This is a genomic window from Nocardioides sp. SR21 (assembly GCF_022761125.1).
Lineage (GTDB): Bacteria > Actinomycetota > Actinomycetes > Propionibacteriales > Nocardioidaceae > Nocardioides.
On the sequence record NZ_JAKWJR010000005.1, the window covers coordinates 339,759 to 362,652 of the forward strand.

The 22,894-nt window shown below is 71.6% G+C and carries 23 protein-coding genes; 17 read left to right on the plus strand and 6 right to left on the minus strand.

The genetic code is table 11. The features are described from left to right. Positions 1-65: 65 nt before the first annotated feature. A complete protein-coding gene (gene upp, locus MJ604_RS11940) occupies positions 66-707 on the minus strand; it encodes a uracil phosphoribosyltransferase (RefSeq protein ID WP_243058566.1) in 642 nt (213 codons plus the stop codon). Positions 708-824: 117 nt separating this feature from the next. Here upp and MJ604_RS11945 point away from each other — a divergent pair, with 117 nt between their 5' ends. The 3 genes from MJ604_RS11945 to MJ604_RS11955 are packed head-to-tail and all read left to right on the plus strand — an operon-like array spanning position 825 to position 1,930. After that, positions 825-1,310 carry a tRNA adenosine deaminase-associated protein gene (locus tag MJ604_RS11945; RefSeq protein ID WP_243058568.1) on the plus strand — a complete coding sequence of 162 codons (486 nt, stop codon included), beginning with the start codon at positions 825-827 and terminating at the stop codon, positions 1,308-1,310. 23 nt (positions 1,311-1,333) lie between these two features. Then, on the plus strand, positions 1,334-1,774 hold the full coding sequence (locus tag MJ604_RS11950) for a nucleoside deaminase (protein ID WP_243058693.1): 441 nt from the start codon (positions 1,334-1,336) through the stop codon (positions 1,772-1,774). Positions 1,775-1,786: 12 nt separating this feature from the next. Then, the gene (locus MJ604_RS11955; RefSeq protein WP_243058576.1) at positions 1,787-1,930 is read left to right on the plus strand and encodes a hypothetical protein; all 144 of its coding nucleotides are present in this window, start codon (positions 1,787-1,789) and stop codon (positions 1,928-1,930) included. Here the strand turns inward: MJ604_RS11955 and MJ604_RS11960 are convergent. After that, positions 1,891-2,565, minus strand: coding sequence for a hypothetical protein (locus MJ604_RS11960; protein WP_243058577.1), 675 nt, complete (start codon positions 2,563-2,565; stop codon positions 1,891-1,893). The two genes, MJ604_RS11955 and MJ604_RS11960, sit on opposite strands and share 40 nt — an antisense overlap. 41 nt (positions 2,566-2,606) lie before the next feature. After that, entirely contained in the window at positions 2,607-3,683 is a 1,077-nt protein-coding gene (locus tag MJ604_RS11965; RefSeq protein WP_243058578.1) for a class I SAM-dependent methyltransferase, read from the minus strand. A gap of 76 nt (positions 3,684-3,759) precedes the next feature. Here MJ604_RS11965 and MJ604_RS11970 point away from each other — a divergent pair, with 76 nt between their 5' ends. Next, the gene (locus MJ604_RS11970) at positions 3,760-4,668 is read left to right on the plus strand and encodes a LysR family transcriptional regulator (RefSeq protein ID WP_243058579.1); all 909 of its coding nucleotides are present in this window, start codon (positions 3,760-3,762) and stop codon (positions 4,666-4,668) included. Here the strand turns inward: MJ604_RS11970 and MJ604_RS11975 are convergent. Together MJ604_RS11975 and MJ604_RS11980 are read right to left on the minus strand one after the other, a co-directional pair. Next, positions 4,637-5,470: an LLM class flavin-dependent oxidoreductase gene (locus MJ604_RS11975; RefSeq protein ID WP_243058580.1), complete on the minus strand. Its 834-nt coding sequence runs from the start codon at positions 5,468-5,470 to the stop codon at positions 4,637-4,639. The genes MJ604_RS11970 and MJ604_RS11975 overlap by 32 nt on opposite strands. 9 nt (positions 5,471-5,479) lie before the next feature. Beyond that, positions 5,480-6,469 (minus strand): LacI family DNA-binding transcriptional regulator, encoded by a 990-nt coding sequence (locus MJ604_RS11980; protein WP_243058581.1) that lies wholly within the window; start codon positions 6,467-6,469, stop codon positions 5,480-5,482. A gap of 78 nt (positions 6,470-6,547) precedes the next feature. On the opposite strand from MJ604_RS11980, the gene MJ604_RS11985 reads away from it, so the two are divergent. The 6 genes from MJ604_RS11985 to MJ604_RS12010 are packed head-to-tail and all read left to right on the plus strand — an operon-like array spanning position 6,548 to position 13,111. Beyond that, positions 6,548-7,099: a TRAP transporter small permease gene (locus MJ604_RS11985; protein ID WP_243058582.1), complete on the plus strand. Its 552-nt coding sequence runs from the start codon at positions 6,548-6,550 to the stop codon at positions 7,097-7,099. Continuing rightward, positions 7,096-8,370 carry a TRAP transporter large permease gene (locus MJ604_RS11990; RefSeq protein ID WP_243058590.1) on the plus strand — a complete coding sequence of 425 codons (1,275 nt, stop codon included), beginning with the start codon at positions 7,096-7,098 and terminating at the stop codon, positions 8,368-8,370. Before MJ604_RS11985 ends, MJ604_RS11990 begins: the two co-directional genes overlap by 4 nt. After that, complete coding sequence (locus tag MJ604_RS11995; RefSeq protein WP_243058592.1) at positions 8,367-9,296, plus strand: shikimate dehydrogenase; 930 nt, start codon at positions 8,367-8,369, stop codon at positions 9,294-9,296. Before MJ604_RS11990 ends, MJ604_RS11995 begins: the two co-directional genes overlap by 4 nt. Continuing rightward, positions 9,296-10,327, plus strand: coding sequence for a DctP family TRAP transporter solute-binding subunit (locus MJ604_RS12000; protein WP_243058594.1), 1,032 nt, complete (start codon positions 9,296-9,298; stop codon positions 10,325-10,327). Before MJ604_RS11995 ends, MJ604_RS12000 begins: the two co-directional genes overlap by 1 nt. A 31-nt stretch (positions 10,328-10,358) precedes the next feature. Continuing rightward, entirely contained in the window at positions 10,359-11,345 is a 987-nt protein-coding gene (locus MJ604_RS12005) for a phosphotriesterase (RefSeq protein WP_243058596.1), read from the plus strand. After that, entirely contained in the window at positions 11,345-13,111 is a 1,767-nt protein-coding gene (locus MJ604_RS12010) for a bifunctional sugar phosphate isomerase/epimerase/4-hydroxyphenylpyruvate dioxygenase family protein (RefSeq protein WP_243058598.1), read from the plus strand. Before MJ604_RS12005 ends, MJ604_RS12010 begins: the two co-directional genes overlap by 1 nt. 3 nt (positions 13,112-13,114) lie before the next feature. On the opposite strand, the gene MJ604_RS12015 is transcribed toward MJ604_RS12010, so the two are convergent. Next, on the minus strand, positions 13,115-14,128 hold the full coding sequence (locus MJ604_RS12015) for a LacI family DNA-binding transcriptional regulator (RefSeq protein WP_243058600.1): 1,014 nt from the start codon (positions 14,126-14,128) through the stop codon (positions 13,115-13,117). A 204-nt stretch (positions 14,129-14,332) separates the two neighbouring features. On the opposite strand from MJ604_RS12015, the gene MJ604_RS12020 reads away from it, so the two are divergent. The 7 genes from MJ604_RS12020 (at position 14,333) to MJ604_RS12050 (ending at position 22,828) form a co-directional block, all read left to right on the plus strand. Further along, positions 14,333-15,862: a sugar ABC transporter ATP-binding protein gene (locus MJ604_RS12020; RefSeq protein ID WP_243058602.1), complete on the plus strand. Its 1,530-nt coding sequence runs from the start codon at positions 14,333-14,335 to the stop codon at positions 15,860-15,862. Beyond that, entirely contained in the window at positions 15,859-16,902 is a 1,044-nt protein-coding gene (locus tag MJ604_RS12025) for an ABC transporter permease (protein WP_243058603.1), read from the plus strand. Before MJ604_RS12020 ends, MJ604_RS12025 begins: the two co-directional genes overlap by 4 nt. After that, a complete protein-coding gene (locus tag MJ604_RS12030) occupies positions 16,899-17,996 on the plus strand; it encodes an ABC transporter permease (RefSeq protein WP_243058604.1) in 1,098 nt (365 codons plus the stop codon). The genes MJ604_RS12025 and MJ604_RS12030 overlap by 4 nt, the downstream gene beginning before the upstream one ends. A gap of 5 nt (positions 17,997-18,001) precedes the next feature. Next, positions 18,002-19,036, plus strand: coding sequence for a rhamnose ABC transporter substrate-binding protein (gene rhaS / locus MJ604_RS12035; RefSeq protein WP_243058605.1), 1,035 nt, complete (start codon positions 18,002-18,004; stop codon positions 19,034-19,036). A 220-nt stretch (positions 19,037-19,256) separates the two neighbouring features. After that, positions 19,257-19,613 carry an L-rhamnose mutarotase gene (locus tag MJ604_RS12040; RefSeq protein WP_243058606.1) on the plus strand — a complete coding sequence of 119 codons (357 nt, stop codon included), beginning with the start codon at positions 19,257-19,259 and terminating at the stop codon, positions 19,611-19,613. 1 nt (position 19,614) lies between these two features. Next, positions 19,615-20,778 (plus strand): L-rhamnose isomerase, encoded by a 1,164-nt coding sequence (gene rhaI / locus MJ604_RS12045; protein ID WP_243058608.1) that lies wholly within the window; start codon positions 19,615-19,617, stop codon positions 20,776-20,778. A 4-nt stretch (positions 20,779-20,782) separates the two neighbouring features. After that, the gene (locus MJ604_RS12050) at positions 20,783-22,828 is read left to right on the plus strand and encodes a bifunctional aldolase/short-chain dehydrogenase (RefSeq protein WP_243058610.1); all 2,046 of its coding nucleotides are present in this window, start codon (positions 20,783-20,785) and stop codon (positions 22,826-22,828) included. The last annotated feature ends 66 nt before the right edge of the window (positions 22,829-22,894 follow it).

Consider the following 22,894-nt stretch of genomic DNA (forward strand, 5'->3'; position numbering starts at 1 on the left):
CCGTTGCAACGGCCTACAGGTGACAGTTTCCCCGGTCGACCGGGGATTCCTGTGACGCGTGGGACTCAGCCCACCACGCCGTACAACCGGTCCCCGGCGTCGCCGAGGCCGGGGACGATGTAGCCCTTCTCGTTGAGCTTCTCGTCGAGGGCGGCGGTGACGACGGTGACGGGGACGTCGAGCCCCTCGAGCTCCTGCTCCAGGCGCGCGCAGCCCTCGGGGGCGGCGAGCAGGCAGATCGCGGTGATGTGGTCGGCGCCCCGGTCGGTGAGGAACTTGATCGCCGCGGCGAGGGTGCCGCCGGTCGCGAGCATCGGGTCGAGCACGTAGCACTGGCGGCCGGACAGGTCCTCGGGCAGGCGCTCGGCGTACGTCGACGCCTCGAGGGTCTCCTCGTTGCGGATCATGCCGAGGAAGCCGACCTCCGCGGTCGGCAGCAGCCGCATCATCCCGTCGAGCATGCCGAGGCCGGCGCGCAGGATCGGGACCACGAGCGGGCGGGGCGTGGCCAGCGTGGTGCCGGTCATCGGGGACACCGGCGTCACGATCTCGTGGGCGGTGACGCGGACGTCGCGCGTCGCCTCGTAGGCCAGCAGCGTGACCAGCTCGTCGGCCAGCCGGCGGAACGTCGGCGAGTCGGTGTTCTCGTCGCGGAGGTGGGTCAGCTTGTGGGCAACGAGCGGGTGGTCGACGACGTGCGTGCGCATGGTCGAACCCTAGGGCACGCACGACCCACTCGCGCAGCCGCAAAGGGGTTGGCCCCGCACCGCTCGTCTGACACTCTGGAGGACGGGCGAGAGGCGAGCGAGGACAGGAGGACCGACATGAGCGACCAGCTGGACGGAGTCGACTTCGCACTGGCCGCCTACCGCGAGGAAGGTGTGTGGACGGTCCAGGAGCTCGTCCACGACGTGCTCGAGGACGTCGACAAGCTGTCGCACGCGCTGCGCCGGTTCCCCGGCGACGGCGGCGCGGTCGGGCTGGTGGCGATGGACGAGGACTTCTTCGTGATCGTCCGTGTGGCCGGTCCGACGACCCGGGTGCTGCTCTCCGACATCACCGCGGCCGACGAGTGGGAGCTCGCCAGCTCCGCCGTCGAGTTCCTCGGCCTGCCGCCGCCCGAGGACGAGGACGACCAGGCCCCGGCCGGCGACCTCGACCTGCTCGGCGACCTCGGCATGCACGCGATGGACATGGGCGTGCTGCTCGACGACTTCGACCTCTACCCCGACGAGATGCTCTCGGACGTCGCGCGGCGGCTCGGCTTCGGCGAGCTCTTCGACGACGCGGTCGGCCTGACCTCTGCGTGAACAGGCAGGCCTGGGAGGCGGCGATGCTGGCCGCCCTCGACGAAGCGCGGTCTGCCCTTGCGACGGGCGACGTCCCCATCGGCGCCGTCGTCATCGGCCCGGACGGTAGGACCGTCGGCCGCGGGCGCAACGTCCGCGAGGCCGAGCACGACCCCACCGGCCACGCGGAGGTGGTCGCGCTGCGCGAGGCCGCCCGCGCGCGCGGCGAGTGGCGCCTCGAGGGCCACACGCTGGTGGTCACGCTCGAGCCGTGCACGATGTGCGCCGGCGCCGCCGTGCTCAGCCGGGTCGACCGCGTGGTGTTCGGCGCGTACGACGAGAAGGCGGGCGCGGTGGGCAGCCTGTGGGACGTGGTCCGCGACCGGCGGCTCAACCACCGGCCGGAGGTGCTCGCCGGTGTCCTCGCCGACGAGTCGACGACGCTGCTCGAGGCCTTCTTCGCCGAGCACCGCGGCACGCCCTAGTACGGTTCCCCCATGAACGAGACCGTCGCGCTGATCGTGGCCTGCGCGGTCGCCGTCGTGCTGATGGCGGGCCTGGCGTACTGGGGCCTGCGTGCGATGGGGATGAACTCGGACTATCAGGGTCGCGTCGACGACGCCGACGACGACCTGGAGTAGCTCAGCTCGACCTCCGGCGTACGACGCGTCGCCGTCTCGATCCCCGTGACCAGCAGGTCGCGCAGCCGGGCGTCCGGGTCGGCCGACGCACCGGTCGCGATGCCCAGCACCGAGCACCGGATCATCGTCGGCGCGGTGTTGCGGCGGAACTGGGCGGACGTGATCGGGCCTGGCGTCAGGAACGTGCGCGACCACGCCACGGCCATCGGCACGTCGGCGAGCGCCTGACGCATCGCATCGACACCGTGTACCTGGTCCGGGCCGAGCTCGACGGCGAGCTCCTCGCAGCGGATGAGCCCGGAAGCCAGTGCACGCTGGCGTTCCTCGGGTACGTCGAGGATCGCCTCGACCGCGACGGCCGCGACCAGCGACACCTCCCAGCCGAGCCCGTCGCCCTGCACGCCGACGACCGACGGGATGTGCTCGACGAGGCCCCGTCGCCCGTGGTCGCTGGTGCTGTCGTTGACCAGCCGGGCCAGCCCGGCCAGCAGCGGGTGGGTGCACTGCGGCTGGTCGCTCCACTTCTCGCCGGCCAGCACCGACGCCATCTCCATGAAGCACGCGCCCGAGCGCGGGGTTCGGTGCTTGCCGCGGGCGAGCACCGGGAGGCCGTCAGGAACCACGTTTTTGGCCATACCTCACGATCCGCCTGCACCGGCGCCCGCGCAAGGGGGTATCAGGGCCGCACCTCGTAGACATTGTTGAACGGCGTCTGCGCGGCGATCCGGAACCGGGTGAACCCGGCCCGCTCGACGACGTCGCGGATCCGCGCCGGACCGGCCTGGGTGCCGAGCGCCGCCCCGACCGGCTGCGACAGCGAGGCCGGGGTGCAGAGCAGCGTCGAGAAGCCGTAGTAGGCGCGACCGACGGGGCTGAGGTTGTCCTCCACCCGGTCGCCGGCGGCCGGCTCCACGATCATCCAGGTGCCCTCCGGGTCGATCGCCTCGCGCACGTGCCGGGCCGCGCCGAGCGGGTCGCCCATGTCGTGCAGGCAGTCGAACATCGTCACCAGCTCGTAGCCCGCGCCACCGAACTCGGTGGCCGACGCGACCTCGAACCGGGCACGGTCGCCGACGCCGGCCTCGCCGGCGCGCTCGCGCGCGGTGGCGACGGACCCGGCGTGGTAGTCGAAGCCTGAGAACGTCGAGGCGGGGAACGCCTCGGCCATCAGGACGGTCGACGACCCGTGGCCGCAGCCGACGTCGGCGACCCGCGCCCCACCCCCGAGCTTCTCGACGACGCCGTCGAGGGCCGGCAACCACTCGGCCACCAGGTTCGCGGCGTAGCCCGGCCGGAAGAACCGCTCGCAGCCGTCGTGCACGTCGCCGGTGTGCTCGTGCCAGCCGACGCCGGTCGCCGAGCGGGCGGCCTCGATCACCCGGTCCGCGTCGTGGACCGTGCCGTAGGCGATCTGGAAGAACCCGGGCAGGTACGCCGGACTGGTCTCGTCCGCCAGCGCCACGGCGTGCTCCGGCGGCAGCGTGTAGCGGCCGGAGGCGGCGTCGTACGTCACGAACTGTCCGGCCGCCTGGGCGTTGAGCCACTCCCGGGCGTAGGGCAGGCCGGTCTCGGTGCGCGCGGCCAGCTCCTCCGGCGTCGTCGGGCCGTGGGCGGCGAGGTCGCGGTAGTAGCCGAGGCGGTCCCCGAGGTGCACGAGCGCGCAGTTGAGGGTGGCCCCGACCTCGTCGACGGCGCGGAACACGAACGCCATCAGCTTGTCGGTGTCGATCTGGGTGGTTGCGTCGGTGGTCATCCAGTGACGGTAGGAAGCCGCGCCATTAGCATCAACACTGATCACTTGAGGGAGTGAAGTGAAACTAATAGGTCAGGTGCGCGCCGTCCGGGTGCTCTGCGAGGTCGCGGAGCAGGGCTCGTTCTCGGCCGCGGCGCGATCGCTCGGGATGACCCAGTCGGCGGTCAGCCAGCACGTCGCCGGCCTCGAGCGCGAGGTCGGGCTCCCGCTGGTCGAGCGCGGGACCCGGCCGCTCGAGCTCACGGAGGCCGGTGCCGTCGTGGTCCGGCACGGACGCGCCATCGCCACCCATCTCGGCAACGCCGAGCATGCACTCGACGAGATCAGCGGCCGGCTGGCCGGCCGGCTCCGGGTCGGCAGCTTCCCGACCGCGCTCACGACCTTCGTGCCGTCGGCGATCGCGCGGTTCCGCGAGGAGGCGCCCGAGGTGGTGCTGACGATGGTGGACGACCACATGCAGGGCCTGGTGCCGCGGCTCGAGCACGGCGAGCTGGACCTGGCGGTCATCTACGAGAATCCCGTCCTGCCCGGCGGGGTGCCCGCCGGGCTCGAGCTGGTGCCGCTCTTCGACGACCCGTACCGCGTCCTGCTGCCCGAGAGGCACCGGCTCGCCCGGCGCCGGAACCGGCTGCGACTCACCGACCTCGCCGAGGACGCGTGGGTCGGAGGCCGGGTCGGCAGCACCTGGTTCCGGATCCTGCTGCACGCCTGCCGGACCGCCGGCTTCGAGCCGCGCACCCAGCTGGCGACCGACGACTACCGGGCGGTGCAGGCGTTCGTGGCCGCGGGCCTGGGTGTCGCCGTGGTGCCCGGGCTGGCGGCGACCAACCCGCTTCCCGGGGTCGAGGTGCGCGACCTCGCGGCCGGAGGTCCGGTGCGCCGCATCGGCGTCGCCCACCTGTCGGGGACACCGTCGGTGCCCGTCCGCGCGATGACCGCGATCCTGCGCGACGTCACCGGACGAGGGGCACGACCTCGCGCATGACCCGCTCGAGCTGACCCTCGTGGTCGGCGACCGGCCACAGCAGGAGTTCGTCGACCCCGGCTGCGGCGTACGCGCTCAGCAGCTCGGCGCAGGCCTCGGGTGGTCCGACGGGCAGCTGCGCGGCCAGCTCGTCCTCGGGCCGGTTGAGCAGCGCCGACAGCCGGGTCAGCCAGTCGCGCCGCTCCCGGTCGCTGTCGGTCACCCAGGTCCACATGGTCGCCACCGCGCAGGTGAGGTCCGGCGGCAGCGCCGACCGTCCGGCGGCGACCAGGGCCGGCGTCGTGTTGTACGCCGAGGCCAGCCACCCGTCGCCGAGCCGAGCGACCCGTCGCAGTCCGGCGGCCGACCCCCAGCTCGCGACCCAGATCGGCACCGGACGGGCCGGCCGCGGCTCCAGCGAGTCGAGGTACGACCGTACGTCCCGCACGGCCGCCTCGAACCGTGGCCAGCGCTCCGCGAAGTCCAGCCCGGCCAGCGCGTAGTCCGCGGCCGACGACCCCGGTCCGACGCCGAGCGTGAAGCGCCCGCCCGACACGGTGGCGAGCGCGGCCGCCGCCTTCGCCGTCGCGGCCGGGCCGCGGACGACCGGCAGCGCGGCCGTGGTTGCCAGCCGGAGGTCGCCGCTGGCCTCCACGACGCTGGAGAGCGCCACGATCCCGTCGAGCCACGGGCGGCTGAAGACCAGGTGGTCGTTCGCGGCCAGGGTGCTGAACCCCAGGCCGGCGGCGGTGCGGGCGTACGACGTCAGGCCCGGCAGGCCCGAGCCGAGATCGGCGAGCGGCAGATGCGCGCCGTAGCGCATCTGCCGAACCTAGGCCGTCGCGACCGTCCCGGTCGACCCGCGCAGCACGAGCTCGGTGGGGAGCACGACGCGCGGCGGGTCGTCGGCGGCGCGCGACCCGGCGGTCAGCAGCAGCTCCACGGCCGTGCGCCCGAGGTCGGTGTGGGCTCCGCCGAGGGTGGTGAGGCCGGGTGTGCACACGTCCGCCGCGAAGATGTTGTCGAAGCCCACCACGCTCACGTCCTCGGGCACGCGCAGGCCGCGCTGGGCCAGCCGCTGCATCACGCCGATCGCGAGCAGGTCGTTGTGGGCGACGACCGCGGTGGCCCGGGCGTTGACGGCAGCGTCCGCTGCCGCGCCGCCCTGGGTGACCTTCGGCGTGAACGGGCCGATCCGGCGTGCACCCACGCCGATCTGCTCGGCCGCCCGCTGCAGCGCGGCCCACCGGGTGCTCGCCATCCAGGAGTTCCGCGGTCCGGCGAGGTAGACCAGGTCCCGGTGGCCGAGCGAGGCGAGGTGGGAGACGACCTGGTGGCACCCCTCGACGTGGTCGAGGACGACGCTGGTCAGGTCGGGCAGCTCCCGGCTCATCAGCACCACGGGGCGCTGTGCCGCGACCTGGCGCAGGTTCTCGTCCGGGAGCCGGCTGGCCGCGAGCAGGAACCCGTCGACGGCCGGGGAGAGCCGCTGGATCTGCTCCCACTCCACGCGCGGTGACTCCTCCGCGTTGACCAGCAGCAGCGTGTACTCCGAGACCCGGGCCCGCATCTCCGCGCCGCGGATCATCTCGAAGTAGTGCGGGTTCGCGATGTCGGAGACGACCATCGCCACCGTGTGGTGCTTGCCCGAGAGCAGGGCACGCGCGTGCGGGTTGGGCCGGTACCCGAGCTCCGCCGCGACCGCGACGATGCGGTCCCGGGTGGCCGCCGACACCCGCCCGGGCTGGGAGAACGCCCGGGAGACGGTCGAGGTCGCGACGCCGGCGGCGGCGGCGACGTCGTAGATCGTGGGGCCGGACACGGGCACAGCCAACGCGATCTGGCAACAACTTGGCAACCCCTTGCCATCATTTGCCACGGGTCCGTACGTTCGGCCGCTGTGACCGCCGACACACTGCACGCGACCCGGCTGCCGGGCTGGTTGACCCGGACCGGCCGAGTGCTGACCGCCATCGAGCTGAGCATCGGCGTCGCCGCTCTCCTCATGATCTTCGGGCTGGTGCTGCTCCAGGCGACCCAGCGCTACCTGCCGTTCGACGGCTGGCCATGGACCGGCGAGCTGGCCCGCTTCTGCCTGGTCTGGCTGACGTTCGTGGTCGCGGGCGTCCTGGTCACCACCGACTCGCACATCTCCATCGAGATGATCGACCTGGTGCCCGGCGAGATGATGCGCCGGGTCGTGCGCGTCATCTCCTGCCTGGTGATGGCGGCGATCGGCCTCGCGCTCTGCGCCGAGGCGTGGGAGCTCTGGCAGACCCAGGACATCCTCAAGTCGCCCGCGATGCGGATGCCGATGTCGTGGCTCTACCTGGTCTCGATGGTCGGCTTCGTCAGCGTCGTGCTCCGCTCGCTCATCGCCGCGGTCCAGTACGCCGTCGTCGGAGCGCCCGCGCCGGCGTACGCCGACGAGGAAGGGCTGCCGACCGCATGAGCCTCGTCGTCCTCTGCCTGCTGATCGCCGCGCTGCTGGTGATCCGCGTCCCGATCGCGTTCGCGTTCTTCGGCCCGTGCCTGGTCTGGATGCTGACCAACGACCAGTCGACCGGCCTGGCGCTCCGGCTGGTCGCGAACTCGATCGCGAGCTTCCCCCTGCTCGCCGTGCCGCTGTTCATCCTGCTCGGCTGCGTCGCGAACCAGGCCGGCATCGCCGACCGCCTCTTCGACTTCGCGCTGGCCCTGCTGGGCCGGGTGCGCGGCAACCTGGGCTACGTCAGCGTCGGGGCGAGCGTGGGCTTCTCGTGGATGAGCGGCTCGGCGGTCGCCGACGCAGCCGCGCTCGGCAAGGTGCAGATCCCGGCCATGCTCCGCGCCGGCTACCCGCGACCGTTCGCCCTGGGTGTCGTCGGCTCGTCGGCACTCATCGCACCGGTGATGCCGCCGAGCATCCCGGCCGTCATCTACGCCGGCCTCGCGGGCGTCTCGACCGGCGCACTGTTCGCCGCCTCGGTCGTGCCCGCGATCCTGATGGCCGTCGGTCTCTGCATCGTCGTGTTCCTCTGGGTGCGCCGGATGCCCGACCTCGAGCGCACGGAGTTCAGCTGGGCACGGGTCCGGTACACCGGCCGCCGGGTGATCGCGCCGCTGGGCGCGCCGATCGTGATCCTCGGCGGCATCCTCGGCGGGTACTTCACGCCGACCGAGGCGGCGGCCGTGGGCGCGGCGTACATGTTCGTCCTCGGCTTCGCGTTCCGCACGCTCAAGGTCCGCGACCTGCCGAAGGTCCTCGTCGAGGCCACGGTGACGACCTGCAGCATCATGCTGATCGTCGCCTCGGCCAGCCTGCTGGGCTACATCTTCGCCCGCGAGCGGGTGCCGCAGGAGATGTCCGAGGCGCTGCTGGGGATGACGAGCGACCCGACCGTCTTCATGCTGATCGTGCTGGCGCTGTCGTTCGTCCTGGGCACCGCCCTCGACGCGGTCGCGGTGCTGACGCTCACGGTGCCGATCCTGCTGCCGATCGCCACCCAGTACGACGTCGACCCGATCGCGCTCGGCGTGCTGATGATCCTGTCCCAGATGATCGGGCTGCTCACGCCCCCGGTCGGCACGGTGATCTTCGTCCTGCAGGCGATCGCCAAGGCCCGGATGTCCGAGGTGTTCTGGGGCTCGCTGCCGTTCCTCGTCCCGCTCACCCTGCTCTGCCTGGGGATCGTCTTCTGGCCGGACGCGATCCTCTACCTCCCCGACAGGCTGGGGCTGTGAGCGCCCCGCAGGAGCGGCGCTCCTGGCTGGCCGGGCTGATCGGCCACGGCGTGGGGCCGTCCCTGACGCCCGAGCTGCACGAGCGGGAGGCGGCGCGGCAAGGACTCCGCTACGTCTACAAGGTCGTCGACCTGCCCGACGGGACGGTCGAGCCGACGCGGCTCGAGCAGCTCCTGGACGGCGCTCGCGACCTCGGGTTCGACGGCCTCAACATCACCCACCCCGTCAAGCAGGCGATGGTGCCGCTGGTCGACGAGTGCGCCCCCGCGGTGGCCGCGATCGGTGCGCTCAACACGGTCCTGATCCAGGACGGCCGGACGACCGGGCACAACACCGACGTCACGGGGTTCGAGCGCGCCTTCGCCGACGACCTCCCCGACGCCGACCGCGACACCGTCGTGCTCCTCGGCGCCGGTGGCGCCGGCACCGCGGTCGCCCACGCCCTGGCCGACCTCGGCGTACGCCGGCTCCTGGTCGTGGACCTCGACGGGGAGCGCGCCGGCGCGCTCGCGCGGACGCTGGCCGACCGCTCGGTCGCCGTCGACCTGGTCGCCGCTACCCGCGATGACCTCGTCACCGCGCTCGCCCGGTCCTCGGGCCTGGTCAACGCGTCGCCGATGGGGATGGCCGCGCACCCGGGGTCGCCGGTGCCCGCCGACCTGCTCCACCCCGGGCTGTGGGTGGCCGACATCGTCTACCGCCCGCTGGACACCGCGCTGCTCACCGTCGCGCGACAGCGTGGCTGCACCGTGCTGAGCGGCGCCGGGATGGCCGTGCACCAGGCCGCCGACGCGTTCGAGCTGATCACCGGCCGCCCGGCCGACCGCGGGGCGATGCACCGCGACTTCGACGAGCTCGTGGCGGCCGAAGCCGCCACGCGCATGGGGGAACCCGCTCGGGACACCACCGGAGAAAGGAACCGATGATGGCAGTGCAGAACAAGAGGAGGGGCACGGCGCTGGCCGCCTGCCTCGTCGCGCTCCCGATGGCCCTCGCCGCGTGCGGCGACGACGAGGACAGCGCCGGCGGCTCCGAGGCCGGCGGCGAGGTCACGATGCAGCTGGCCCACAGCTACACCGAGACCCAGCCGCAGCACCGCTGCGGCGCCCAGGTCATCGCCGACGAGGTGGCCAACGCCGACGTCGGCCTGACCATCGAGGTCTTCCCGGCGAGTGCCCTCGGCGCGGACGCCGACCGGATCGCGTCCGTCGTGTCGGGCGACATCGACATGGACATCCAGGGTGCGTCCGCCCTGGGCGCGGTCTACGAGCCGGTGTCGGTGCTGGACGCGGTGTACGCGTTCGACGACAGCGACCACCTGGCCCGGTACTTCGACGGTGACGCCTCCGACGACCTGCTGCAGGGCTTCGAGGACGAGGCCGGGGTGCACACGCTGGGCGCGTGGTCGGCCGGGATGCGCGAGTTCACCGCCAACGAGCCGATCCGGTCGCCGGAGGACCTCGACGGGCTCCGGATGCGGTTCCCGAACTCGCCGCAGTACCTGATGAACGCCGAGGCGCTGGGCGCCGACGCGACCGAGGTCGCCTACGAGGAGCTGTTCCTCGCGTTGCAGCAGGGCACCGTGGACGGTCAGGAGAACCCGATCACGAACATCGCGGCGAGCAGCCTGCAGGACGTCCAGGACTACATCTCGATGTCCGACCACCAGGCGAACTCGAACCTGGTGATCATCGGGGTGGATGCCTGGAACGACCTCTCCGAGGAGCAGCAGGATGCACTCGACGACGCCGTGGAGGCGGCCGAGGAGCAGGTGCCCGGCTGCGTCGCGGAGGACGAGGAGGCGACCCTCGCCGAGTGGACCGAGAGCGGTGACATGGAGGTCGTCGACGACGTCGACGTCGAGGCGTTCCGCACCCAGGCCGACGCCTACCTCCGCGAGAACTTCAACGAGGAGCAGCTCGCGATCTACGAGGCGATCCGGAGCGAGGCGAACTAGAAGTGGTCACCACCTCGGGCGGCGGTCAATGATGCCGGGAGAGGTCCAGACGTTCCGGGGGCCGGTGCGACCGGACGACCTGGGCACGACGCTCATCCACGAGCACGTGTTCGTCGGCCACCAGGAGCTCGACCTGAACCTCCCCCACCCCGAGTGGAGCGAGGAGGCCGCGATCGAGACCGCGGTCGGCGGGTTCGAACGGCTGTGGGAGCTCGGGATCCGCACCGTCGTCGACCTGACCGTGCTCGGTCTCGGTCGCGACGTCGCCCGGGTGCGCGAGGTCGCCTCGCGCACCCGGGTGCAGCTGGTGGCGTCGACCGGCTACTACACCGCGGACGTGCTGCCGGCGTACTTCTCGACGCACGGTCCGGGCCGCCTCGTCGGCGGTCCGGACCCGCTGGTCGAGCTGTTCCGGCGCGACATCGAGATCGGGATCGCCGACACCGGCGTGCGGGCCGGGATGCTCAAGGTGGTCACCGATCGAGCCGGCGTCACCCCCGACGTCGCCCGGGTGATGGAGGCGGCCGCCACCGCCCACCGGCGTACCGGCGTCCCCATCACCACCCACACGCACGCGCCGTCCCACAGCGGCCGGGCCCAGCTCGCGTTCTTCGGCGAGCGCGGGGTCGCGCCGGAGCGCCTGGTGATCGGCCACTGCGGGGACTCCGAGGACCTGGACTACCTGCGTGAGCTGATGGACGCCGGGGCCACGATCGGCATGGACCGCTTCGGCATGGAGCACGTGCTCCCCGACGCCGCCCGGATCGCGACCGTCCTGGCGTTGCTGCGCGAGGGGTACGCCGACCGGATGGTGCTCTCGCACGACGCGGCGTTCTTCAGCCGCGTCACGCCGCCGTCGTGGCGGGCCGCGAACGTCCCGCACTGGAACATGCAGCACCTGCCCCGCCGGGTGCTCCCGGCGCTGCTCGCCGGCGGCGCCACCGAGTCCCAGGTGCACCAGATGATGGTCCTCAACCCCGCGCGGGTGCTGGCCCCGTCGCCGCCGGTCGAGGCCTGATGCGGACCTCGATCGCCACCGTCTGCCTGAGCGGCACGCTGACCGAGAAGATGCAGGCGGCCGCGGAGGCCGGCTTCGACGGCGTCGAGGTCTTCGAGCCCGACCTGGTCGCGACCCCGGCCAGTCCCGAGGAGGTCCGCGCTCTGGCCGCCCGACTCGGCCTGAGCCTCGACCTCTACCAGCCCTTCCGCGACGCCGAGGGGGTGAGCGAGGAGGAGTTCGGCCGGGTGCTGCACCGGGCACGGGCGAAGTTCCACCTCATGCAGCGCCTGGGGATCGACACGATGCTCGTGTGCAGCAACGTCGGCACCGCGACCGTCGACGACGACGAGGTGTCCGCCGAGCAGCTGCGCCGCCTCGGGGACGTGGCTGCCGAGCACGGCGTCCGGCTGGCCTACGAGGCGTTGGCCTGGGGGCGTTACGTCGACGACTACCGCCGCGCCTGGCGGATCGTGGAGCTCGCGGACCATCCCGCGGTCGGCGTCTGCCTGGACAGCTTCCACATCCTCTCCCGCGGGCACGACCCGGCGGCCATCGAGGACATCCCGGGCGCGAAGGTCTTCTTCCTCCAGCTCGCGGACGCGCCGGCTCTCACCCTGGACGTGCTGTCCTGGTCGCGGCACCACCGTCTGTTCCCGGGCGAGGGCGCGTTCGACCTCGGGGCGTTCGTCGGCCACGTGCTGCGGACGGGGTACGACGGCCCGCTCTCGCTCGAGGTCTTCAACGACGTGTTCCGGCAGACCGACGTGCACGACACGGCCCGCCAGGCGCGGCGGTCGCTGACCTGGCTCGAGGACCTGGTCGGCACCCGCCCGCTGCCGCCGGTCGGAGAGCCGGTGGCGTTCGACTTCGTCGAGGTGCGTGCCGAGGACACCGGCGAGGTGGACGTGCTGCTCGGTCAGCTCGGCTTCACGTTCCGCGGGCGACACCGCAGCAAGGACGCCCGGCTGTGGAGCGAGGGCACCGCGCGCATCGTCTGCAACGAGCAGCACGCCCGGGACCGGGCGCCGACGCTCGCCGCGGTCGGCTTCGAGGTGCCCGACCCGGCCGCCTCGGCGGATCGGGCGCGGGCCCTCCAGGCCCCCACGGTCTACCGCCGCACGCTCGCCTCCGAGCAGGAGCTGCCGGCGTTCCGCGCCCCCGACGGCACCGAGGTCTTCCTGGCTCCGGTGGCGAGCGGCGAGGCGCCGTGGGTCCCGGAGTTCGGTGGTGGGCAGGAGCCCGGACCGGCTCTGTTGACCGGGATCGACCACGTGAACCTGGCGCAGCCCTGGCAGGCCTTCGACGAGGCGGTCCTGTTCTACAGCAGCCTCCTCGGCCTCGTCGCCGAGAGCAGCAGCGAGGTCGCCGCCCCGAACGGCCTGGTCCGCAGCCAGGTCGTCCGCTCGGCGACCGGCGCGTGCCGGCTCGCCCTCAACGTGGCGCCGCTCGTGTCGCGCGACGGCTTCCCCCAGCACGTCGCGTTCCGCACCGACGACGTCGTCGCGGTCGCCCGTCGCGCGATCGACCGCGGGCTCCGGCCGCTGGCGATCCCGGCCAACTACTACGACGACCTGATGGCCCGGTTCGACCTCCCGGCGGACGAGGTCGAGGCGATGGCGTCCCTCGGGCTGCTGCACGACCGCGACGCGTCGGGCGAGTTCACGCACTTCTACACGGCCACGGTCGGGGGCGTGTTCTTCGAGGTCGTGCAGCGCCGCGGTGGGTACGACGGCTACGGAGCGCCGAACGCCGGGGTCCGGTTGGCCGCGCAGCACCGCGGCTGACCGTCAGCCCAGCGTGGACGCCCGCGCGACCAGCTCGGGGGTGAACAGCACCTGCCGGTGCCCGTGCGCCGGGTTCGCCGCCTCGTCGAGGACCAGCTCGGCGGCGGTGCGGCCGAGCTCCTGCCGCGGCTGCCGCACGGAGGTGAGAGGTACGGCGGCCGCGGCCGCGAACTCGATGTCGTCGTACCCCACGATCGCGAGGTCGGCGGGCACCTGCTGGCCGGCGCCGATCGCCTGCTGCAGCAGGCCGAGCGCGACCAGGTCGTTGGCGCAGAACGCCGCGGTCGGGCGGCGCTGGGCGGCCATGCCGGCCAGGCGCTGGCCGGCCTCGCGGCCCTGCGCGACGTCGAGCGCGGTCGTGGAGATCTCGACCAGGTCCTCCCGGGGGAGGCCGGCCGCCTTCCACGCGGCGCGGGCGCCCTGGCGCCGGTCGCGGACCTGGCCGAGGGTGGCCGGGCCGCCCACGAACGCGACCCGCTCGTGGCCGCGGTCGATGAGGTGCTCGATCGCGAGCCGGCCGCCGAGCACGTCGTCGACCGCGACCGAGCAGAACGACTGGTCGGACCTGGTGCGGTCGACGATCACGACCGGCGTACCGCGCTGCGCGAGCTCGTCGAGCGCGGGGGAGTCGGGGTCGACCGGCGTGACCAGCACGCCCTGCACGCGCTGCTGCTCCAGCAGCGCGAGGTGCGAGTGCTCGCGGTCGGAGGAGTTGCGGCTGTTGAACAGCATCAGCGAGAGGTCCGCGGCCTCGGCGGCCACGTCGATGCCGGCGGCGACGTCGGTGAAGAACGGGTTGCTCGCGTCGAGCATCACGTAGGCGAGGGTCCGGCTGGTCCCGGCCCGCAGCTGCCGGGCCGACTCGTTGCGCACGAACCCGAGCTCGGCCATCGCCCGCTGCACCCGCTCCCGGGTGTCCGGGCTGACCCGGTCGGGGCGGTTGAGCACGTTCGACACCGTGCCGAGGGAGACGCCGGCATGGGCGGCGACGTCCTTCACCGAGGCGCTGCGTGCCATCCGACCCCTCCCTCCTTGAAACGATCTAGCAGAGGATACGGCCTCGGTCAGACCGGCCGTTGTCGAATCGTGTCCGAGGATTTTTCTCGGGACCTGTTGACTCTTGTGACGGTCGCCACTTACGTTGACGTCACAAGATTGAAACCTTTCAACAAATCGTTTCAACGACAGATCGCTCTCACCGCTACACCTCCAGGAGACCCGATGACCGACAGCCCCGCGCTCGTGCTGCGCGACGTGGCCAAGTCGTTCGGCGCCGTCGTCGCACTCCGCTCCGGAAGCCTCGAGGTCGAGCCCGGCTCGATCCACGCCCTCGTGGGCGAGAACGGCGCCGGCAAGTCGACGCTGGTGAAGATCGTGGCCGGCGTGCACCGCCGCGATGCCGGCACCTTCCAGCTGCACGGCACCGACGTCGACTTCGGCTCGACCGCCGAGTCCAAGGCCGCGGGCGTCGCGGTCATCTACCAGGAGCCGACGCTGTTCCCGGACCTCTCGGTCACCGAGAACATCTTCATGGGCCGCCAGCCGCTGGGCCGCGGCCGCCGCATCGACCGCGCGGCGATGTACGCCGAGGCCGAGCAGCTGTTCAACCGCCTCGGTGTCGCCATCGACCCGCGCCGCCCGGCGAAGGGCCTGTCGATCGCCGACCAGCAGATCATCGAGATCGCCAAGGCCATCTCGCTCGACGCGAGCGTGCTGATCATGGACGAGCCGACGGCGGCGCTCTCCGGCGTCGAGGTCGAGCGGCTGTTCGCGGTGGCCCGCAGCCTCCGCGACGAGGGCCGCGCGCTGGTGTTCATCTCCCACCGCTTCGACGAGGTCTTCGAGCTCTGCGACACCGTCACCGTGATGCGCGACGGTGACTACGTCTCCACCGACGCGATCGCCGACACCTCCGTCGACCGGATCGTGTCCCGCATGGTCGGCCGCGAGGTCGCCGAGCTGTTCCCCAAGACCACCGCCGAGATCGGCGACGTCGTCCTGGAGGTCGATGGCCTGAGCTCGCTCGGCACGTTCCACGACGTGTCGTTCACCGTCCGGTCCGGCGAGATCGTCGGCCTGGCCGGCCTCGTCGGTGCCGGACGCAGTGAGATCGCGCGCGCCGTCTTCGGCGTCGACACGTACGACACCGGCTCGGTCCGGATGTCCGGGAAGTCGGTCGCCGCCCACAAGCCCCGCGCGGCGATCCGCGCCGGCATCGCGTTCGTCCCCGAGGACCGCCGCAAGCAGGGCCTGGTCACCGACGCGTCGGTCGCGCGCAACGTCGCCGCGGTGATCCGCCGCGGCCTCACCCACGCCGGCCTGCTCACCAACCGCGACGAGAACCGCGCCGCCGGCCCCTGGGCGGGGCGGCTCGAGGTGAAGACCAGCGCCCTCGACATGACCGCCGCGACCATGAGCGGCGGCAACCAGCAGAAGGTGGTGCTGGCCAAGTGGCTGGCGACCGAGCCGAGGCTGCTGATCATCGACGAGCCCACCCGCGGCATCGACGTCGGCACCAAGGCCGAGGTGCACCGGCTGCTGTCGGACCTCGCCGGTCAGGGCCTGGCGATCCTGATGATCTCCTCCGAGCTCCCCGAGGTGCTCGGCATGGCCGACCGCGTGCTGGTCGTCTGCGAGGGCCGGATCACCGCGGAGCTCTCCCGCGACGAGGCCACTCCTGAGCGCGTCATGCACGCCGCCACCGCGAACGTCACCCACACCGGCGAGCTCCACCAGGAGGCCACAGCATGAGTGACACCCTCCTCGTCGAGCCCAGCGCCGTGTCGCCGACCCAGCGCGTCGTCGGCGGCCTGCTCCGCTCCCGCGAGATCGCGGTGGGAGCCGTGCTCGTGCTGGTCGTGGTGCTGACCACGATCAAGAACCCCAACTTCCTGTTCAGCAGCGACGGCTGGCGCGACCTGCTGCTCTCGCCGTCCCTGCTGCTCCTGCTCGCGGTCGGCCAGACGGTCGTGATCATCACCCGCAACGTGGACCTGTCGGTCGGCTCGATCCTCGGGCTCACGGCGTACTTCACCGGGAAGCTCTTCGTGGACCACCCGGGCCTCCCGATCTGGGTCGTCTTCCTGGCGGGCACGGCGATGGGCGCGCTGCTCGGTCTGGTCAACGGCGCCCTGGTCGCGTTCGGCAAGGTGCCGGCGCTGGTGATCACCCTCGGCACGCTCTACATCTACCGCGGCATCTTCCTGAGCTGGGCCGGCAGCGACCGGATCAACGCCGGCGACATGCCGAGCGACTTCCTCGCCCTCGGCACCAAGACGATCCTGACCATCCCGGTGCTGACGATCATCGGCTTCGTCGTGCTCGCCGCGGTGGGCTACTACCTCTACACCGCCCGCGGCGGCCGCGAGCTCTACGCGATCGGGTCGGACCCGGACGCCGCGGTGCTCTACGGCCTCCCGACGAGGACGCGGGTGCTGAGCGCGTTCGTCCTGTGCGGCGCCCTCGCCGGCCTGGCCGGCGTCGTGTACGCCGCGCGGTACGGCACCGTGAGCTCCGGGGCCGGCTACGGCATGGAGCTGCAGGCCGTCGGCGCCGCGGTCATCGGCGGCGTCGCGATCTTCGGTGGCAGCGGCACCGTCTGGGGCGCCGCGATCGGCGCCTTCCTGCTGGTCACGATCAACCGCGCGCTCCCCGTGGTCGGCATCTCCGACTTCTGGCAGCGGGCCGTGGTCGGCGCGCTGATCATCGCCGCGATCGTCCTCGACCGGGTCTTCTCGGCCCGGGAGGAACGCCGGCTCGTGGCCGCCCGCGACGAGATGAGGAAGTCATGACCTCCGCGACCCTGGACCGGAGCGCCTCGCGCACCTACCCGGCGTACTCCCGCCCGCTGTGGCGCCGCGCGCTGTTCACCCGCGAGTTCGCGGTGATCGCGCTGCTGATCGCCGTGCTCTTCTACTCCAACGCCAACGTGCCGAACTTCGACAGCCCGTTGACGATGTACTACCTGTTCCTCGACATCGCGCCGATCCTGCTGATCGCGCTGCCGATGACGATGATCATCATCACCGGCGAGATCGACCTGTCGGTCGCGAGCGTGGTCGGCCTGAGCAGCGTCCTCGTGGGCGTCCTGCACCAGGACGCCGGGATGTCGATCCCGGTCGCCGGCGCGGTCGCGATCCTGGTCGGCGCGGTGTGCGGAGCCTTCAACGGCTTCCTGGTGGCGTACGTCGGTCTCCCGTCGCTGGCCGTCACCATCGGCACCCTCGCCCTCTACCGCGGCATCGCGGTCGGCCTGCTCGGCACCAAGGCGGTGACCGACTTCCCCGAGAAGTGGACCGACCTGGCCAAGGAGCGGATCACCGAGGGCTCGTCGTACCCGATGATCCTGGTCCCGTTCCTCGTCCTCGCGATCGTGTTCGTGGCGCTGCTGCACTTCTCGCCGTTCGGCCGCGGCGTGTACGAGATCGGGCTCAACGACGAGGCCGCGCACTTCAGCGGCGTCGACGTGGAGCGCACGAAGTTCTGGCTGTTCGTGATGGCCGGTGCGGTCTCGGCGTTCGCCGGCATCTACTACACGCTGCGCTTCGGCAGCGCCCGCGGCGACAACGCCACCGGCCTCGAGCTCCAGGTCATCGCGGCCGTGCTGCTCGGCGGCGTCTCCATCTTCGGCGGACGCGGTGCCCTGCACGGCGTCCTCGCCGGCGCCGTCCTCATCGGCGTCATCTCCAGCGCGATGCGGCTGGAGAGCTACACGGTCAACGTCATCAACATCGTCATCGGCACGCTGCTGGTGCTCTCGGTGATGTCGACCAGCCTCCTCGCGTGGGTCCAGGGCCAGCTGGCCCGCCGACGCGTGTCCCACAGCTCGGAAACCGGTCAGCGCCGACAGGCGGCCGCGGCCACTGATAGCACCAACGAAAGGTGAGCACCATGAAGATCCGGAACGGGCGCCTCTCCGCCCTCGCCGCGCTGGCGCTCGCCGCCAGCATGGCGCTGACCGCGTGCGGCAGCGACTCCGAAGGCGGCAGCGACAGCGGCGACGGTGGTGGCGGCGCAGCCGCGATCACCATGCTGCCGAAGAACCTCGGCAACCCGTACTTCGACACGAGCACGGCCGGCGCCGAGAAGGCCGCCGACGAGTTCGGCGGGTCCATCGACGAGGTCGGCCCGGACGCCGCGTCCCCCGACGCCCAGGTCCCGTTCATCAACACCGCCGCCCAGCAGGGCGTCGACGCGCTCATCGTCTCGGCCAACGACCCGGAGGCGCTCTGCGACGCCCTCGACGAGGCCAGCTCGGCCGGCGTCAAGGTCGTCACCTTCGACTCCGACACCAACCCGGAGTGCCGCGACCTCTACATCAACCAGGCCACCGCCGAGGGCATCGCCAAGTCGCAGGTCGACCTGATCGCCGAGCAGATCGGTGACGCCGGCGAGATCGCCATCCTGTCGGCCGCGGCCAACGCGACGAACCAGAACGCCTGGATCGAGATGATGGAGACCGAGCTCGAGGCCAACCACCCCGACATCGAGCTCGTCGACACGGTGTACGGCGACGACGACGACCAGACGTCGTTCGACAAGACCGCCGCGCTGCTGCAGTCGCACCCGAACCTCAAGGGCATCATCTCGCCGACCACCGTCGGCATCGCGGCCGCCGCTCGCTACCTGTCGACCTCGGAGTACAAGGGCAACGTCGCGCTGACCGGTCTCGGCACCCCGAACCAGATGCGTGACTACGTCAAGGACGGCACCGTCGAGGCGTTCGCCCTCTGGAACCCGGGCGACCTCGGCTACCTGGCCGCCTTCGCCGCGCAGGCGCTGGTCGACGGCGACATCTCCGGCGAGGAGGGCGACACCTTCGAGGCCGGCGACCTCGGCGAGTTCACCGTCGGCGCCGACGGCGTCGTGCTCCTCGGTGAGCCGTTCGTGTTCAACGCCGACAACATCGACGACTTCGACTTCTGAGCGCCCCTCTCCCGGAGCTAGCTCCGGGAGATGGGCGGGCGCCAGGTCGAGTGGTCGCGCGAGTGAGCTTGCGAGCTCGCGACCGGCGTATCGAGACCCCCGCAGCCAACGCACCTACCGGGTGCGGGGGTCTCGACAAGCTCGACCAGCGAATGAGGTCTCGACCAGCTCGACCAACGATTTCTCAACCCACCCGTCCCCACACCGGAAGGCCGGATCGATGCCGCGCGTCTGCTTCCAGCTCCAGGTCAAGCCCGACCGGATCGCTGAGTACAAGGAGCGGCACGCGGCGGTCTGGCCGGACATGCTCCGGGCGCTCCACGAGACGGGTTGGCACAACTACTCGCTGTTCCTGCGCGAGGACGGTCTCCTCATCGGCTACTTCGAGACCCCCGACTCCGTCGCGGCCGCCCAGGCCGGGATGGCCGCCACCGACGTGAACGACCGGTGGCAGGCCGAGATGGGGGAGTTCTTCGAGGAGCTCGACGGCCGGGCCCCCGACGAGGGGTTCCTGGTCCTGGAGGAGGTCTTCCACCTGGAGGACCAGCTCATCGGCACCGACAGAGAAGTGAACTGACATGAGCACGTTCAGCGAGATCGCCCCGCTGCTGGAGGGCCAGGCCATCGAGGTCCCCTCGTGGGCCTACGGCAACTCCGGCACCCGGTTCAAGGTCTTCGGTACGCCGGGAACCCCGCGCACCGTGGAGGAGAAGGTCGCCGACGCCGCGACCGTGCACCGCTTCACCGGGCTCGCGCCGTCGGTGGCCCTGCACATCCCGTGGGACCTGGTCGACGACTACGCCGCGCTGCGCCGCTACGCCGAGGACCTCGGCATCCGGCTGGGCACCATCAACTCCAACACGTTCCAGGACGACGACTTCAAGCTCGGCGCCCTGACGCACACCGACAAGACGATCCGCCAGAAGGCGATCGACCACCACTTCGAGTGCATCGAGGTCATGAACGCGACCGGCTCGCGTGACCTGAAGATCTGGCTGGCCGAGGGCACCAACTACCCGGGCCAGGGCGACATCCGCGGCCGGCAGGACCGCCTCGCGGAGAGCCTGCGCACGATCTACGACCGGCTGTCGGACGAGCAGCGGCTGGTGCTCGAGTACAAGTTCTTCGAGCCGGCGTTCTACCACACCGACGTCCCGGACTGGGGCACGTCGTACGCCCACGTGGCCGCCCTCGGCGAGCGCGCGATGGTCTGCCTCGACACCGGCCACCATGCCCCGGGCACGAACATCGAGTTCATCGTCGCCCAGCTGATCCGGCTCGGGAAGCTCGGCTCGTTCGACTTCAACAGCCGCTTCTACGCCGACGACGACCTCATCGTCGGGTCGGCAGACCCGTACCAGCTCTTCCGGATCATGTTCGAGTGCATCCGGGGCGGCGCGTTCGGTCCCGACAGCGACGTGGCCTACATGCTCGACCAGTGCCACAACATCGAGAAGAAGATCCCCGGCCAGATCCGGTCGGTCCTCAACGTGCAGGAGATGACGGCGCGCGCGCTGCTCGTCGACCGTGACGCGCTGACCGGGGCCCAGGAGAGCGGCGACGTGCTGCTCGCCAACGAGATCTTCATGGACGCCTTCTACACCGACGTACGAGCCGACCTCGCCGCCTGGCGCGAGGGCCGGGGCCTGCCCGCGAACCCGATGCGGGCCTACCTCGAGAGCGGCTACCAGGAGCAGATCGAGGCGGACCGCGTGGGCGGTACGCAGGCAGGATGGAACTGAACCGATGAGCACGCCCGCCAAGAACGCAGCTCAGGAGCTGATCGCCCGGTCGAACCGGCTGGGCGCGGACCCGAAGAACACCAACTACGCCGGGGGCAACACCTCCGCGAAGGGCACCGAGACCGACCCGGTCACCGGTGAGCCGGTCGAGCTCGTCTGGGTCAAGGGCTCCGGGGGCGACCTCGGCACCCTGCAGGAGTCCGGCCTGGCCGTGCTCCGCCTGGACCGGATGCGCGCGCTGGTCGACGTCTACCCGGGCATCGACCGCGAGGACGAGATGGTCGCGGCGTTCGACTACTGCCTGCACGGCAAGGGCGGTGCCGCGCCGTCGATCGACACCGCGATGCACGGCCTCGTCGACTCGGCCCACGTCGACCACCTGCACCCCGACAGCGGCATCGCGATCGCGACGGCCGCCGACGGTGAGGCGCTGACCCAGAAGATCTTCGGCGACAAGGTCGTGTGGGTGCCGTGGCGCCGCCCCGGCTTCCAGCTCGGCCTCGACATCGCGGCGATCAAGGAGCAGAACCCGAAGGCGATCGGCTGCATCCTCGGTGGCCACGGCATCACCGCCTGGGGCGACACCAGCGAGAAGTGCGAGAAGAACTCGCTCTGGATCATCCGCACCGCCGAGAAGTACATCAAGGCGAACTCCAAGAAGGACCCGTTCGGCCCGCGCGTGAAGAAGTTCGAGCCGCTGAGTCCCGCCAAGCGCCGCGCCCGCGCCGCCGAGCTGGCCCCCACCCTGCGCGGCGTGGCGTCACAGGACCGTCCGATGGTCGGCCACTTCACCGACGACAAGGTCGTGCTCGACTTCCTCGCCAGCCGCAACCACCAGCGCCTGGCCGAGCTCGGCACGTCGTGCCCGGACCACTTCCTGCGCACCAAGGTGAAGCCGATGGTCGTCGACCTCCCGGCCGACACCCCGCTGGAGAAGGTCAAGGCCCGCGTCGCCGAGCTGCACGAGGCCTACCGCGCCGACTACGCCGGCTACTACGACCGCAACAAGGTGAAGGGCTCGCCCGCCATGCGCGGCGCCGACCCGCTGATCATCCTGGTGCCCGGCGTGGGCATGTTCTCGTACGGCGCGAACAAGCAGACCGCCCGCGTGGCCGGCGAGTTCTACGTCAACGCGATCAACGTGATGCGCGGTGCCGAGGGGCTCTCGACGTACGCCCCGATCGACGAGGCGGAGAAGTTCCGCATCGAGTACTGGGCGCTCGAGGAGGCCAAGCTCCAACGGATGCCGAAGCCGAAGCCGCTCGCCACCCGCGTCGCGCTGGTCACCGGTGCCGCGTCGGGCATCGGCCTCGCGACCGCGCAGAAGCTCGCGGCCGAGGGCGCCTGCGTCGTGATCGCCGACCTGTCGCTCGAGAAGGCGCAGTCCGCCGCGGCCGAGATCGGCTCCGCGGACGTCGCCGTCGGGGTGCAGGTGGACGTCTCCGACGCCGCCGCCGTGCAGGCGATGGTCGACGAGACCGTGCTCGCGTTCGGTGGCGTCGACCTCGTGGTCAACAACGCCGGCCTGTCGCTGTCGCGCTCGCTGCTCGACACCACGGAGCGGGACTGGGACCTCCAGCACGACGTGATGGCCAAGGGCTCGTTCCTCGTCGCCCAGGCGGCGGCGCGCGCGATGATCGACCAGCGGATGGGCGGCGACATCGTCTACATCTCGTCGAAGAACTCGATCTTCGCCGGCCCGAACAACGTCGCGTACGGCGCCGCGAAGGCCGACCAGGCGCACCAGGTCCGGCTGCTCGCGGCCGAGCTCGGTGAGCACGGCATCAAGGTCAACGGCGTGAACCCCGACGGCGTCGTCCAGGGCTCGGGGATCTTCTCCAGCGGCTGGGGCGCCAACCGGGCCGCGGTGTACGGCGTGAAGGAGAAGGACCTCGGCAAGTTCTACGCGCAGCGCACGATCCTCAAGCGCGAGGTGCTGCCGGAGAACATCGCGAACGCCGTCTTCGTCCTCTGCTCGGCCGAGCTCAGCCACACCACCGGTCTGCACATCCCCGTCGACGCCGGTGTTGCGGCGGCCTTCCTGCGATGACGATCCCGACGTCGGTCGAGCTTGTCGAGACCTCCGCAGCCGACGCGCTGCCGTGCCTGCGGGGGT